Raw genomic sequence first — 13,668 nt, forward strand, 5'->3', positions numbered from 1 at the left:
CGGGTCGAGCCGATACTCTTGTCCACTGTGCGCGTACTCGTCATAGGTTCCGGTGCTCGTGAGCACGCCCTCCTCCTTGCTCTGAGCAAGGACCCCAAGGTCAGCAAGCTGCTGGTCGCTCCAGGTAATGCAGGGACGGCGAAGCTCGCCGAGCAACACCCCGTCGATGTCGCCTCGGGTGCGGCGGTCACCGAACTGGCTCGCACCCTCGAAGCGGATCTGGTCGTCATCGGCCCGGAAGTTCCGCTCGTGCTGGGTGTCGCCGACGCATTGCGCGAGGCCGGGATCGCCACCTTCGGACCATCTGCAGCAGCTGCTCGTATCGAAGGCTCGAAGGCGTTCGCCAAAGACGTCATGGCTGTGGCGGGCGTCCGAACAGCGCACAGTGAGATCGTCGATTCACCCGCGAAGCTCGATGCGGCACTCGACCGATTCGGACCCAACTGGGTTGTCAAGGACGATGGGCTCGCGGCAGGCAAGGGCGTCGTGGTCACCACCGATCGGCTCGTCGCCCGCGATCACGCCGCCGAACTCCTCGAAACCGGACACCCCGTTTTGCTCGAATCCTTCCTCGACGGACCCGAGGTGTCGCTGTTCTGCCTCGTCGACGGCGAGACGGTGGTGCCACTGTTGCCGGCGCAAGACCACAAGCGTGTCGGCGACGGTGACACCGGACCTAACACCGGCGGCATGGGGGCGTACACCCCGCTTCCGTGGCTTCCACAGGCCGTCGTGGACCAGATCGTCAGCGAGGTCGTCGAGCCCGTCGCCGCCGAGATGGTCAAGCGCGGCTGCCCGTTCTCCGGTCTGCTGTACGCGGGCCTCGCGATCGGCGTCGACGGCCCCGCAGTGGTCGAGTTCAACTGTCGCTTCGGTGATCCCGAGACGCAGGCAGTTCTCGAATTGCTCGATTCTCCTCTCGGTGAGGCGTTGAACGCGACAGCTACCGGGACGCTGGCCTCCTTGGCGCCTTTGCAATGGAAAGACGGCGCCGCGGTCACCGTCGTCCTGGCTGCGGAGAACTACCCCGGCCGTCCGCGCACCGGAGATGCGATCACCGGGGCCGAGGGCCGTGGCGTTTTCCACGCAGGTACCGCCTCGCACGAGGGCAAGGTCGTCTCCGCAGGTGGCCGGGTGCTCAGCGTAGTGGGTTCCGGCGCCGATCTCGCTGCTGCCCGGGCGGATGCGTACTCGAAGATCGAGTCGATCCGGTTGCCGGGTAGCCACTTTCGCACCGATATCGGCCTCACAGCCCTCGAGGGGCGCATCTCTTTGTGAGGCCCGTGAATTTTGCTCCACTATTGCGCGAAATTTCCCGATTTCGGTAGATTTCGCACAATAGTGGAGCTTCATGCACCCCTGCTCTTTCTACGGCGCCGCACCACCGCGGTTATTTGATCGGCAACTCGATCCAGATCGCGGTTCACCGTCGCTGCAGAGAACCTCAGCACCAACCAGCCGTCCAGCACCAGCGTGTTCTGCCGTACGCGGTCGTTGTCGAATGCCCGCGGATCTATGTGGAACTGGCGCCCATCGATTTCGACGATCACCCGCGCCGGCCGACAGGCCAAGTCGACGATGTATCGGCCCAACGCCGTGTTGATCTCCATCCGAATACCGCGTGCCAACACAGCCCGCGCCACCAGGCGCTCTGGCTCCGACCAGGTTCCCGGACAACATTTCTCGAGCTGCCGACGAACCTCTCGCATGCCCGTCATTCCTTTGGCGGACTCACAGTGGTCGGTGACATCTCTCCACGACACACGTGAGGAGATGCACCGGTCGAAGAACTGTTCCAAAGGCAGACCCTGCATCGCGGCGGCCACATCGACGAAGCACTGCACCGCCGATACGACCTGGAATCCTCGGTGCTCTTCGGGCGACACCGAGCGTCGGTGTACTTTCAGCCAGCCCGGCCCGTTGATCCGCGAGTCCCTGGACAGAGTCACATGAACGACTGTGGGCTCGGTGTCGAGTAGATCCCACAACCACGCGGCACTGAGGTGGCTCAACACTGCATCTTCGCGCCATAGAGTCGTCGCCAGACACAGGTCGTAGTACGACGGTTCCGGGTCCGAATAGATGCCAGGCAGCAACCGGATCATGCTGCCGCTACGCATCCGTCGGGTGATACCGGATCGACCGATACCCGATTCTTCGAGCTGCATGCGTGTGTACACCCCCATGCCAAAGAACGGTGCACCGTTTTCGACACTGGCGGGGGCTCGAAACGAGATCTGTGGATAACAGCCCTGCCTGTGGATGGGGCTAGAGCATCAACGGTTCGACAATGGCCGAACGCATGTCGTCCGGGGTCACCGAAGCCAACGCGTCGAGATAGGCGACGGCGAAAGTGCCTGGGCCGCAGGCGTTTTCTGCTGCCAGTTCCGATGCGACCGCCACGTGTGCGTGTGCCGACGTCATTCCGATCAACGGTGTCGGTGACACGCTGAGGTACGCGGCCACGAGCGCTGCGAGCGAACATCCAGTAGCGGTGACCTTGGTCAGAAGTGGGCTACCTCCACCGACCTTCACACCAACGGGCCCGGCGTCGCTTCGTCCGACGATGTAGTCGACCGGACCGGACGCCGACACCACCAGCGCGAACTCGAGCAGCGCCACTGCTGCTGGAACCGCGGCCTCGGAATCGGAAGCACTGTCGACTCCGCGCGCGAAGTTGCCGAGCCCCGCAAGTGCGATGATCTCCGACGCGTTCCCGCGAATTGCGGTGGGTTCGAGCGTCAAGAGTCCGGCGGCGAGTTCGGTCCGCCACGGTAGTCCGCCGACGCCCACCGGATCTAGGACCCACGGCGTGCCTGCGGCCCGGGCAGCCTCCGCTGCCAGCGTGAAGGCGGCAGCGGTTCCATCGTCGGGGGTGCCCAAGTTGACGAGAACTCCGGAAGCTACCGAGGCGAATCCCGCAGCCTCGTGGACGTTGTCGATGTGCGCGTTGCTGGCCCCGGCGGCGAGCAGAACATTGGTGACGAAGTTGGCGGACACCACGTTGGTCAGTGATTGCACCAGCGGAGTCGACGAGCGGAGTGCATCGAGGGCATTCGCTACGTCGGTCACAGTGGGGCAGGTCGTCGATTCCGGCATTCGTAGAGTCTTTCACTGGGTGCTTTTCACCGCGGGCTAGCCTCGAAGTGTGCGCACAGAGTCGAACAGATCCAAGATCGAGCCGTTTCACGTGATGGACGTTTTCAAGGCCGCTGCCCTGCGAGCGCGCACGCACGGCGACGTACTCTCCCTGGCCGCCGGGCAACCGTCGACGTCGGCGCCAGCTCCGGTACTTCGGGCGGCACGGGAGGCCCTCGACACGCATGTACTCGGGTACACCGAGACACTCGGCATCCTGCCGCTGCGCGAAGCCATCGCCCGGCATCACGCGCACGAGGCAGGCGTCCCGGTACATGCCGACGACGTCGTAGTGACGACTGGCTCGTCGGGGGCGTTCACGCTGCTGTTTCTGGCGGCCTTCGACGCCGGCGACACCGTGGTCATGGCTCGGCCCGGGTACCCGGCCTACCGCAATACTCTCGCTGCGCTCGGGTGTCGGGTCGTGGAATTGGACTGCGGGATCGAGTCCAGATTTCAGCCGACGGTCGCGATGCTCGACGCGCTGCCGGAACCGCCCGCAGGGTTGATCATCGCCAGTCCCGCCAATCCGACGGGCACCATCATCGACGCCGACGAACTCGCCGCGATCGCACGCTGGTGTGACGAGCACGAAACGTTGCTGATCTCCGACGAGATCTATCACGGCATCTCCTACGGTGATGCTCGGACGTCGAGTGCCTGGGAGACGTCGAGGGAATCGGTAGTGATCGGCTCGGTGTCCAAGTACTTTTCGATGACGGGCTGGCGGCTGGGCTGGATGCTGTTGCCGCGGACCTTGCACCGGGCGGTGGAGCGACTGGCATCGAACATGACCGTCTGCCCGCCCGCGATCTCACAGGTAGCGGCCATTGCCGCGTTCACCGAGGAATCACGCACCGAACTCGACGCTCACGTGCGCCGCTACGCCGTCAACCGCACGATCCTGCTCGACGGTTTGGCTGCCGGCGGGATCACCGATCTCGCGCCTGCGGACGGGGCGTTCTACGCGTACGCCGACATCGGGCACCTGACCCAGGACTCACGGGCGTGGTGCGAGAACGTGCTCGCGACGACGGGTGTGGCACTTGCCCCCGGCGTCGACTTCGACACCGTGGCGGGGCACCACACCGTTCGATTCTCGTTCGCAGGTACCACCGAGCACATGCGGGAGGCATTGGCGCGCCTGGCGCCGGCCTTACGCGCGCAGAGCCGGTAGACGTGAGAGGGCGTCGCTGATATCGGCGTCGGACACGTCGCGATGCGTCACGAATCGGACTTTGCCCGCAACGGTGACGGCGCCGATGCCCTTCTCGGCAAGCTCGGAGACGCTTGCGACGGGGTCGGCCGACGCCGCGAGCACGATGTTCGTATCAGGGTCCATCACATCCCAACCCCGCTCCCGTAGCCCCTCTGCCAGCAGTCGAGCGTTGTCGTGGTCGGCGGCGAGCGAAGCGAGGTTGTCCAGCGCCACCAGCCCTGCCGCTGCGAGAATTCCGCCCTGACGAACGCCGCCGCCGAGCATCTTGCGGACGCGTCGAGCCTCGGTGATGCGGGCCGAATCGGATACGAGCATCGACCCGACGGGTGCGCCGAGGCCCTTGCTCAGGCACACCTGGACGGTATCGGCGCCAATGGTCAATTCGCGGGGGTGCACACCCTGCGCGACGGCCGCATTCCACACGCGCGCCCCGTCGAGATGCACGAGCAGGCCCGCGTTGCGAGCCGCGGCCAGCAGCGCATTCCACTCCTCCGGTCCGAACACTGCACCGCCGGCAAAGTTATGGGAGTTCTCCAGGCACAACAGCGTGGTGTTCAGGGTGAAGTACGGCCCAGGTCCGCCTGCCGACGCTGTCACGGTCGCAGGCGTCGGACGCCCGGGACCGCCATCGTGTGGCAGCGCCGACGGCATTCCCTGCGCCAACCACGCTGCCGTCCCCAGCTCGGACCCGAGAACATGAGAATGCTCCGGCGCCAGAAAGGCATCACCACGTCGCAAGTGCAGCATCAGCGCGATGATGTTGCCCATCGAACCGCTCGGGACCCACAACGCGGCCTCGTACCCGAGCATCGACGCGACGCGTTCTTCCAACCGCGCCATCGTCGGGTCGTGGTCGAGGACATCGTCACCGACCTCGGCGTCTGCCATCGCAGCCCGCATGGCCGCATCCGGACGAGTCACCGTATCGGAGCGAAGGTCGATAGTTCTGTGTTGCATGAAGTTCACGATTCCACACGATCGAATGGCCCGTTTGCCCCAGCGGAGAAGCCCATGCCTGGCACGATGGCTTTCAAATGCCAGAAGCACCTGCAGGGCCAACAATCAAGGTGTCGGGCGCAACCCCGAAAGGGGAGCGTCGACGACACGCATTGGCGTCTGCCGCCGCTGAACTCCTGGTAGAGGGCGGATTCGACGCGGTGCGCCACCGCGCGGTCGCAACCCGCGCCGATCTTCCGCTCGCATCGACGACGTACTACTTCCACTCGCTCGCCGACCTCATCGCCTGCGCGGTGGAAATACTGGGCAACCGCGAACTCGAAGTGATGAGGGGACGGATCGACGAACTCGGGAATCTCGATCAAGACGTCGAGTCGACAGTCGAACTGATCGTCGACCTGCTCATCGGGCCGGAAGACGACTCGATCGAAGGACGCGAACGGCTCATCGCCCGCTACGAACGATTCATCGCCTCGGCGCGACATCCCGAACTGAGGGAAGTGCAACTGCGGCTGCGCGCCCAGATCGACGACCTGCTCACCGACGTCCTGCGACGCTCCGGACGCACCGTAGACGAACTGCAACTACGACGGATCGTGGCAGTCGTCGACGGCGTCGTGGTCGGCGCTCTCGGGGAAGTCGACCCGGAACCCCGAACGATGGCACGGAGCATGCTGCTCCGAGTCATCGACGTCGTGGCCCCCGCGCAATGAACGCACGTACACCCAACTGAACTACCTGGTCGTTCCGCAGGCTCCACTCCTGCCCACCTGGTCGTGCCGCAGGCTCCACTCCTGCCCACCTGGTCGTTCCGCAGGCTCCACTCCTGCGTAAACTTGCCTCTCGTGACTATTCCGAATGTCCTGGCCACCCGTTATGCGAGCAAAGAACTGGTGAACCTGTGGTCTCCGGAGCACAAGATCGTCCTCGAGCGCCAGCTGTGGTTGGCCGTTCTCAAAGCGCAGGCCACGCTCGGTGTCGATGTGCCCACTGCCGCGATCAACGACTACGAGAACGTGATCGGCACCGTCGACCTCGCGTCGATCGCTGCCCGTGAGCGTGTCACCCGCCACGACGTCAAGGCCCGTATCGAGGAGTTCAACGCACTCGCGGGCCACGAGCACATCCACAAAGGTTTGACTTCTCGTGACCTGACCGAGAACGTCGAGCAGCTGCAGATTCTTCGCTCGATGGAACACGTCCACAGTCACGGCGTGGCGGTTGCTGCCCGGCTCGCCGAACGCGCCGCGGAATACTCCTCCCTCGTGATGGCAGGGCGTAGTCACAATGTTGCCGCACAGGCAACGACCCTCGGCAAACGCTTCGCGTCGGCGGCGGACGAACTGTTGATCGGCCTCGCTCGAATGCAGGAGCTGATCGCGCGTTACCCCCTTCGCGGTATCAAGGGCCCGATGGGCACTTCGCAGGACATGCTGGATCTGTTCGGGGGAGACGCCTCGAAGTTGACCGCACTCGAGCGCATCGTCGCCGATCACCTCGGGTTCCGGCACGTGCTCACCAGCGTCGGTCAGGTCTACCCTCGCTCGCTCGACCACGACGTCGTGTCCGCGCTCGTTCAGATCGGAGCCGCACCTTCCTCGTTCGCGCATACGGTTCGGCTGATGGCAGGCCACGAGCTCGTGACCGAGGGCTTCCAGCCCGGTCAGGTCGGCTCTTCGGCGATGCCCCACAAGATGAACACGCGTTCGTGTGAACGCGTCAACGGCCTGCAGGTGGTGTTGCGCGGTTACGGATCGATGGCGGCAGAACTCGCAGGCGCTCAGTGGAACGAGGGCGACGTCTTCTGTTCGGTCGTCCGCCGCGTCGCGCTACCGGATGCGTTCTTCGCGATAGACGGCATGATCGAGACCTTCCTGACGGTGCTCGACGAGTTCGGTGCGTATCCGGCCGTCATCGCCAAGGAACTCACGCGCTACCTGCCGTTCCTCGCCACGACGAAGGTCCTCATGGCTTCGGTTCGCGCCGGGGTCGGTCGCGAAACGGCACACGAGGCCATCAAGGAACACGCTGTCGCTGTCGCACTCGCGATGCGGGAGCAGGGGCAGGATCCGGATCTGCTGGATCGCCTCGCCGCCGATGACCGCATCCCGCTCGATCGCCCTGCTCTCGACGCCGCTCTTGCCGACAAGTCGGCGTTCATCGGCTCGGCGGAATCGCAGGTCGCGGCCGTCGTCTCGGACGTCGAGACGCTGATCGCGCAGTTCCCGGAGGCTGCGAAGTACTCCCCGTCACCGATTCTCTAGTAGCTCCGGCAGATCGGCCACCGAACCGATGATGTGATTCGGCTGCATGCCGAACTCGTTCTTGGCTCGGCGGTCGAGGGTGTCCTGGCGGAACTTTCCGGTGCGGACCAGGACACCGGTCATGCCGACGACCTGGGCTGCGAGTACGTCGTTGTCGATGTCGTCACCGACCATGACGACGTCGACCGGGTCGGCGCCCATTCTTTCTGCCGCGGTCTGAAAGCCAAGTGGCGCAGGCTTTCCGATGGCCTGTGCAGTATGCCCGGATGCTTTCTCCATGCCGACGAGATACATTCCGGTGTCGATGCGAAGTCCGGCACCTGTGGTCCACATGAGACTTCGGTGCATTGCGACGACAGGGATGCCCCGGCACATCCAGTCGTAGACCCGGCTCAGGCGCTCATGGGTGAATTCGGGTCCGGCTCCGCCGACGACGACGACGTCGGGATCGTTCGTCGACGACTCGTCGACGAACTCGATTCCCGGCATGTCGACCGCGATATCGCCGTTGTTGACGAGTACCACGGAAGCGTCCGGGTAGGTTTCGCGCAGGTGGTCCGCGGTGAGGCTTGCAGCGGTGACGATGTCGTCCGCATGGACCGGCAGACCTACTCCCGACAACGACTCCGCGATCTGTGTGCGAGTTTTCGAGGTGGTGTTCGTCAGAAAGGCTCGGGCGATGTCCTTGCGGTCGAGATAGTCGAGAGTCTCGCGGGCACCCGGGATCGGCTTCCACGAGGTGACGAGCACCCCGTCGATGTCGAACAGAACTCCGCCCAAGATACTCATGGTCAGACTTTAGTCGCAGCACCGTTCTGGTGCAGTTCTAGACTGTCTCTTTGTGAACCCTTATACGATCTTTGCCGAAATCATTGCAGGGAACGCGGAATCGTCTCGCGTCTACGAGGACGACGTGGTCATCGCGTTCATGGACATCCGGCCGGTCACGCGTGGGCACGTTCTGGTGGTCCCGAAGAAGCAGGCTCGCTCGTTGGCGGAGTTGGAGCCGGACACCGGCGGTCATCTGTTCGTCGTCGGGCAGAAGATCGCGGCGGCGCTACGAGCGAGCGACCCTCGGTGCGCGGGGGTGAACCTTTTTCTTGCGGACGGTGAAATCGCGGGCCAGGAAATCTTCCATGTCCATCTTCATGTCATTCCGCGTACCTCGGGTGACGGGTTCGGTCTTCGTGCCCGACCGACTTCTCCAGAACGCGCCGAGCTCGACACCCAGGCTGCACATATCGCGAACGCTCTGGGGTAACTGATCCATGCCTGCGGCAACGAAGACCGATGAGGCCGACAGGCTCGAACAATCCGGTGGGCTCGCCGAGACGAACTCGCGCCGCGCTCTCGGCCTTCTCGTTCTGCTCGGCGTTCTTGCCGCGATCTGTCTGCTCAGCATCGCGGTCGGCACCAAGTACATTCCGCCGAGCGAGGTCTGGGATGCTGTGTTCCACTTCGACGAGTCGAGCAACCACGTCATCATCCGCGAGATTCGCGTTCCGCGGACCGTGCTGGGGTTGATCGTCGGTGTCGCTCTCGGTGTCAGCGGCGCGCTCATTCAGGCTATGACGCGTAACCCGTTGGCGGACCCGGGCATCCTCGGAGTCAACGCCGGTGCGGCCTTCTTCGTCGCACTCGCGGTCGGCATGCTCGGATTCACCGGGATCTGGTCCTACATCTGGTTCGCGTTCCTCGGCGCCATCCTCGCGACGGTAGCGGTGTATGCACTCGGGTCCATGTCACGAGCCGGCGCGACTCCGATCAGGCTCACGCTGTCCGGAATTGCGTTGTCCGCGGTGCTCGGGGGTATCACCTCCGGCATGCTGCTGCTCGATCCCGATGCGTTCGACAAGATGCGCTTGTGGGGCGCTGGTTCGCTGGCAGGCCGCGGACTCGACATTTCGTTTGCTATCTTGCCGTTCGTCATCGTCGGTTCGGTGCTCGCACTCGTCATTGCGCGACCCCTCAACGCACTTGCGCTCGGTGACGACCTCGCTCGGTCGCTGGGTGCGAAGGTGAACAGCACCCGGGTGATCGGCGTCGTTGCAGTCACTCTTCTGGCCGGTGCTGCGACGGCGGCCGCAGGTCCGATCGGCTTCGTCGGCTTGATGATTCCGCACATGGTTCGGTGGTTCGTCGGACCCGATCAGCGGTGGATCCTGCTGTACACAGTGGCGGCGGCGCCGTGCCTGCTGCTGCTGTCCGACATCGTCGGGCGCCTGGTCATCAGGCCTGGCGAACTGCAGGTCGGGATCGTGACCGCATTCGTCGGAGCGCCGGTGCTCATCTTTCTAGTGCGCCGCAAGAAAGTCAGTGGGCTGTGACGACCGAGACCGAGGTCGACTTCGGTCGCCGAGTCCGCATCCTTCGCGTTGCCGGCGACAAGCTCAGCGGGCGGGTAGACATCCGCACCGTGGTGGTCTGCGGCATTCTGGCGCTCGTATCGCTCGCCGTCGCGGTCCTCGCGCTCGGCACCGGTGACTACTACATCCCGCCGGGCGAAGTACTGGCCGCGGTGTTTTCCGATGCCGGGCGGTTCACCGAACTGATCGTCATGCAGTGGCGATTCCCGCGGGTGGCCCTGGCTTTGCTTCTCGGTGGCGCGCTGGGTGTGTCGGGTGCGATATTCCAATCGCTGACACGAAATCCGTTGGGAAGCCCTGACATCATCGGCTTCGACACCGGCTCGTACACCGGTGCGCTGATCGTGATCCTCGCGCTGGGAGGCGGCTACTATCCGACCGGTGTGGGCGCCTTCGTCGGTGGGATCTCTACCGCCGCAGTGGTGTACGTCCTCGCTTTCAAACGTGGGGTGCAAGGATTTCGGCTGATCATCGTCGGAATTGCGATCAGCGCGATCCTGGCGTCGGTCAACACGTGGTTGATCGTCAAAGCCGATCTCTCCGATGCCCTGGCCGCAGCGGTGTGGGGCGCGGGGACTCTCAACGGTCTCAGCTGGGGGCAGGTATTTCCGGTGGTGATCGTGTTGATCGTTCTCACACCGCTGCTGGCCATCTTCGCGGGGCGCCTACGGATGCTCGAGATGGGCGACGACGCCGCGAAAGCGCTCGGTATCCGGGCGGAGCCGACGCGGCTGATTCTCATCGTTCTCGGGGTGGCGCTGACCGCGCTCGTCACGGCAGTGGCCGGTCCGATCTCGTTCATCTCACTCGCTGCGCCGCAGCTGGCACGACGGTTGACCAAGACCGCGGGTGTCGCGCTGATTCCGTCGGCGGTGATGGGTGCATTGCTACTGCTCGTCAGTGACTATGCCGCGCAGCGCATATTCGCGCCGACGCAGTTGCCGGTCGGTGTCGTGACAGTGTCCATCGGTGGCGCATATTTCGTGTGGTTGTTGGCTCGGGAAGGTAGAAAACAGTGACCGGAAAGAAGCCGCGCTTGCATGCGGACGAAGTCACGATCGGATACGACAAGCGCATCGTCAGTGAGGGGCTGACCGTGGAGATTCCGGACGGTAAGTTCACCGTTATCGTCGGTCCCAATGCGAGTGGCAAATCGACGCTGCTGCGAGCACTGTCGCGGTTGTTGAAACCGACGGTCGGGACAGTACTTCTGGACGGCAAGGCGATCTCCTCGTATCCGGCCAAGGAAGTTGCCCGACGCCTCGGGCTGCTACCGCAGACGTCCATCGCGCCGGATGGTATCTCGGTTGCGGATCTCGTTGCACGCGGCCGTTATCCGCATCAGAGGCTGATCAGGCAGTGGTCGCGGGATGACGAAGCTGCTGTCGTGTTCGCGATGAACGCGACCGGGGTGAGCGACCTCTCTGGGCGGCTGGTCGACGAGTTGTCCGGGGGGCAGCGTCAGCGAGTCTGGGTGGCAATGGTTCTCGCCCAGCAAACCCCGTTGATGTTGCTCGACGAACCGACGACGTTCCTCGACATCGCGCATCAGATAGACCTTCTCGATCTGTGCGCGCAACTCAATCGAGATCAGGGCACCACGATGGTCGCTGTGCTGCACGATCTCAATCACGCGTGCCGCTATGCCGATCACATCATCGCGATGAAGGACGGCGCGGTGGTCACTCGCGGTAATCCTGCGGAGGTCATCACCGCAGAGCTGGTGGAGGCGGTCTTCGGGTTGCCGTGTCGCATCATCGAAGATCCGGAGTCGCTCACGCCATTGGTCATTCCGCTCGCGCGCTCACGACCGTCGTGATGGATGCCGGTCATGCTCGCAGCGTGGCGCCGCCGTCGACGTAGAGCGACTGCATGGTGATGTGGCGGGCTCGATCCGACAGCAGGAACTCGACAGCGTCGGCGATGTCCTCTGGAGAGGCTATGCGGCCCAGCGGGATTCCGTTCTTGTAGGTCGCGAGATCACCGTCGATGACGGGCCGTGCATAGGACATGTCGGTCGGGTCCGCCCACATCGAGCGTTGCATGTCGGTATCGGTCGAACCGGGAGCGACGATGTTCGCGCGAATTCCGTACGGGGCCAATTCCAAGCCGAGTACGCGGGTCAGCATGGTGGACGCTGCTTTCGAGGAACCGTAGGCGCCCATCGACATGCGCGGTACACCCGCAGCGTTGGATCCGACTACGACGATGGAACCGGCCCGTCGCTCACGCATCGATCGGCCGACGGCTCGGACGACGTTGAGCAGCCCGAACACGTTGACCTCGAACATGGCCCGCCAGTCTTCGACATCGGAGTCCAAGATGGATCCGGTGTCGAGAATGCCTGCAACATGGGCGAGTGCGGTGATCGGCCCGGCGGACTCTTCGATCGCAGTGACCGCCGCGAGGACGGCGTCGGCGTCGCGCACGTCTACTACATGGGTGGTGGCCACCCCGGCGATCTGCGACGCCGTCTGCGTCATACCGTCTGCGTCGATATCGATCAGTGCCAGGTCGTGGCCTGCCTGCGCGAGCGATATCGCGACAGCGCGGCCGATTCCGTTGCCCGCTCCGACCACGACCGCGACAGTCACAGTGCCACCCCGAGAGCGCCGAGGAGAGTTCCGAACTTGGTTACCGTCTCTCGCAATTCGGTGTCCGGGTCCGATTCGGCGACGATTCCTCCACCTGCATAGGCCGTCAAACGTTTTCGATCGCTGCTGATCTCGGCGCAACGGATGGCCACCATCCATTCGCCGTCCCCGTCCGCAGTGCACCACCCGACGGTGCCTGCGTAGAAGCCACGCTCACCCTCGAGTTCCTCGATCGTGCGGTACGCGAGGTCGGTGGGTGTCCCACACACAGCGGGTGTGGGATGCAGTGCGCGTGCGAGATCGAGTGCAGTAGTGGATGGATCACGAAGTTCGCCGCGTATCGGAGTGCCCAGGTGCCAGAGTTGCGGGGTGTGCGCCAGGGTCGGCTCCGGCGGTATGTCCAGCTCGCTGCAGAAGGGGGCGAGCGAGTCCCTGATTGCATCGACGACGAAGGCGTGTTCGCGTCGGTCCTTGTTCGACTCGGTCAGACTGCGCCCGTTCTCGCGATCGCGCGCCGCGTCCGGGTGGCGAGGGGCAGATCCAGCCAGTGGGTGACACGTGACCACCGTCCCCCGACGGCGAACAAGGACCTCCGGGCTCGATCCGACGAGGGTTCTGCCTACGTAGGGGCCGCCGGCGGCGCTCAGGTCGACGCAATATCCGTTGCGGTCGGGTGTCCCCGCTATCAGGGCCGCCAGAACAGTGGTCGGATCGACTGTGCCGTCTGCGATCAGGGTCAGCGTACGTGCCAGGACCACCTTCTGCAGGGGCGTCGAAGGCTCTCGGAGGACGTCGAGTGCGGTTCGGACTCGGTCGGTGTGCTCGCTGTCATCGAGAGGGGAGGCGAGGACGAACGTTGGCAGAGAGGAGTATTCGGACTTCGGACTCCACGGCTGCTGCGTCACGGTGAACACTTCCGGTGCGTACAGCGCGCAGTGTGCCTGCTTCGAAAAGGGGAGCGCGCCGACGATCGCCGGGACTTCTCCCGAGCGCAGCGCAGCTTCGGCCGCGGCAACGCTGTCGTACTGGGCGCGCAGTCCCTGAGCTGAGGCCGAGCTGTGTGGGCGTGAGAGAACGAACCGTCCGGTGGTGGTGTGGACGGCGGTGCGAGAGCCCATTCGCGTACCTCT

14 protein-coding genes are annotated in these 13,668 nt (G+C 64.2%); 8 read left to right on the plus strand and 6 right to left on the minus strand.

Annotated features, from left to right (window positions below; genetic code table 11):
* Positions 1-27 precede the first annotated feature (27 nt).
* Positions 28-1,278 (plus strand): phosphoribosylamine--glycine ligase, encoded by a 1,251-nt coding sequence (gene purD, locus BJD99_RS11840; RefSeq protein ID WP_084347038.1) that lies wholly within the window; start codon positions 28-30, stop codon positions 1,276-1,278.
* 71 nt (positions 1,279-1,349) lie between these two features.
* Here the strand turns inward: purD and BJD99_RS11845 are convergent, their stop codons facing one another.
* Positions 1,350-2,186: a DUF559 domain-containing protein gene (locus tag BJD99_RS11845; RefSeq protein WP_084347039.1), complete on the minus strand. Its 837-nt coding sequence runs from the start codon at positions 2,184-2,186 to the stop codon at positions 1,350-1,352.
* A gap of 82 nt (positions 2,187-2,268) precedes the next feature.
* Positions 2,269-3,099: a hydroxyethylthiazole kinase gene (gene thiM / locus BJD99_RS11850; RefSeq protein WP_084347040.1), complete on the minus strand. Its 831-nt coding sequence runs from the start codon at positions 3,097-3,099 to the stop codon at positions 2,269-2,271.
* A gap of 94 nt (positions 3,100-3,193) precedes the next feature.
* Here thiM and BJD99_RS11855 point away from each other — a divergent pair, with 94 nt between their 5' ends.
* Positions 3,194-4,315, plus strand: a complete 1,122-nt coding sequence (locus BJD99_RS11855; protein ID WP_179142309.1) for a pyridoxal phosphate-dependent aminotransferase — start codon at positions 3,194-3,196, stop codon at positions 4,313-4,315.
* On the opposite strand, the gene BJD99_RS11860 is transcribed toward BJD99_RS11855, so the two are convergent.
* On the minus strand, positions 4,295-5,314 hold the full coding sequence (locus BJD99_RS11860; protein WP_084347117.1) for a low specificity L-threonine aldolase: 1,020 nt from the start codon (positions 5,312-5,314) through the stop codon (positions 4,295-4,297). The two genes, BJD99_RS11855 and BJD99_RS11860, sit on opposite strands and share 21 nt — an antisense overlap.
* A gap of 77 nt (positions 5,315-5,391) precedes the next feature.
* Between BJD99_RS11860 and BJD99_RS11865 the strand changes: the two genes are divergently transcribed.
* Both BJD99_RS11865 and purB read left to right on the plus strand, forming a co-directional pair.
* Positions 5,392-6,027: a TetR/AcrR family transcriptional regulator gene (locus tag BJD99_RS11865; protein ID WP_084347042.1), complete on the plus strand. Its 636-nt coding sequence runs from the start codon at positions 5,392-5,394 to the stop codon at positions 6,025-6,027.
* Between the two features lie 132 nt (positions 6,028-6,159).
* Positions 6,160-7,578 (plus strand): adenylosuccinate lyase, encoded by a 1,419-nt coding sequence (gene purB / locus BJD99_RS11870; protein WP_373270537.1) that lies wholly within the window; start codon positions 6,160-6,162, stop codon positions 7,576-7,578.
* Here purB and BJD99_RS11875 read toward each other — a convergent pair.
* The gene (locus tag BJD99_RS11875) at positions 7,564-8,367 is read right to left on the minus strand and encodes an HAD-IIA family hydrolase (protein ID WP_084347044.1); all 804 of its coding nucleotides are present in this window, start codon (positions 8,365-8,367) and stop codon (positions 7,564-7,566) included. The genes purB and BJD99_RS11875 overlap by 15 nt on opposite strands.
* Positions 8,368-8,419: 52 nt before the next feature.
* Between BJD99_RS11875 and BJD99_RS11880 the strand changes: the two genes are divergently transcribed.
* The 4 genes from BJD99_RS11880 to BJD99_RS11895 are packed head-to-tail and all read left to right on the plus strand — an operon-like array spanning position 8,420 to position 11,763.
* Positions 8,420-8,839, plus strand: a complete 420-nt coding sequence (locus BJD99_RS11880; RefSeq protein WP_084347045.1) for an HIT family protein — start codon at positions 8,420-8,422, stop codon at positions 8,837-8,839.
* Positions 8,840-8,846: 7 nt separating this feature from the next.
* A complete protein-coding gene (locus tag BJD99_RS11885; RefSeq protein ID WP_084347046.1) occupies positions 8,847-9,905 on the plus strand; it encodes an iron ABC transporter permease in 1,059 nt (352 codons plus the stop codon).
* Positions 9,902-10,963, plus strand: coding sequence for an iron chelate uptake ABC transporter family permease subunit (locus BJD99_RS11890; protein WP_084347047.1), 1,062 nt, complete (start codon positions 9,902-9,904; stop codon positions 10,961-10,963). Before BJD99_RS11885 ends, BJD99_RS11890 begins: the two co-directional genes overlap by 4 nt.
* Positions 10,960-11,763: an ABC transporter ATP-binding protein gene (locus BJD99_RS11895; RefSeq protein WP_084347048.1), complete on the plus strand. Its 804-nt coding sequence runs from the start codon at positions 10,960-10,962 to the stop codon at positions 11,761-11,763. Before BJD99_RS11890 ends, BJD99_RS11895 begins: the two co-directional genes overlap by 4 nt.
* Before the next feature lie 10 nt (positions 11,764-11,773).
* Here the strand turns inward: BJD99_RS11895 and BJD99_RS11900 are convergent, their stop codons facing one another.
* Positions 11,774-12,538: a 2,3-dihydro-2,3-dihydroxybenzoate dehydrogenase gene (locus BJD99_RS11900; RefSeq protein WP_084347049.1), complete on the minus strand. Its 765-nt coding sequence runs from the start codon at positions 12,536-12,538 to the stop codon at positions 11,774-11,776.
* A complete protein-coding gene (locus BJD99_RS11905; RefSeq protein ID WP_084347050.1) occupies positions 12,535-13,656 on the minus strand; it encodes an isochorismate synthase MenF in 1,122 nt (373 codons plus the stop codon). Before BJD99_RS11905 ends, BJD99_RS11900 begins: the two co-directional genes overlap by 4 nt.
* Positions 13,657-13,668 lie beyond the last annotated feature (12 nt).

The organism is Rhodococcus sp. 1163, from assembly GCF_002091985.1.
Lineage (GTDB): Bacteria > Actinomycetota > Actinomycetes > Mycobacteriales > Mycobacteriaceae > Rhodococcoides.

Bases quoted from the DNA above. Each gene is read 5' to 3' on its own strand.
- BJD99_RS11855 (WP_179142309.1), top strand. From the start codon at position 3,194: ATGGACGTTTTCAAGGCCGCTGCCCTGCGAGCGCGCACGCACGGCGAC.
- BJD99_RS11885 (WP_084347046.1), top strand. From the start codon at position 8,847: ATGCCTGCGGCAACGAAGACCGATGAGGCCGACAGGCTCGAACAATCC.
- thiM (WP_084347040.1), bottom strand. From the start codon at position 3,099: ATGCCGGAATCGACGACCTGCCCCACTGTGACCGACGTAGCGAATGCC.
- BJD99_RS11875 (WP_084347044.1), bottom strand. From the start codon at position 8,367: ATGAGTATCTTGGGCGGAGTTCTGTTCGACATCGACGGGGTGCTCGTC.
- BJD99_RS11865 (WP_084347042.1), top strand. From the start codon at position 5,392: ATGCCAGAAGCACCTGCAGGGCCAACAATCAAGGTGTCGGGCGCAACC.
- BJD99_RS11860 (WP_084347117.1), bottom strand. From the start codon at position 5,314: ATGCAACACAGAACTATCGACCTTCGCTCCGATACGGTGACTCGTCCG.
- BJD99_RS11845 (WP_084347039.1), bottom strand. From the start codon at position 2,186: ATGGGGGTGTACACACGCATGCAGCTCGAAGAATCGGGTATCGGTCGA.
- BJD99_RS11905 (WP_084347050.1), bottom strand. From the start codon at position 13,656: ATGGGCTCTCGCACCGCCGTCCACACCACCACCGGACGGTTCGTTCTC.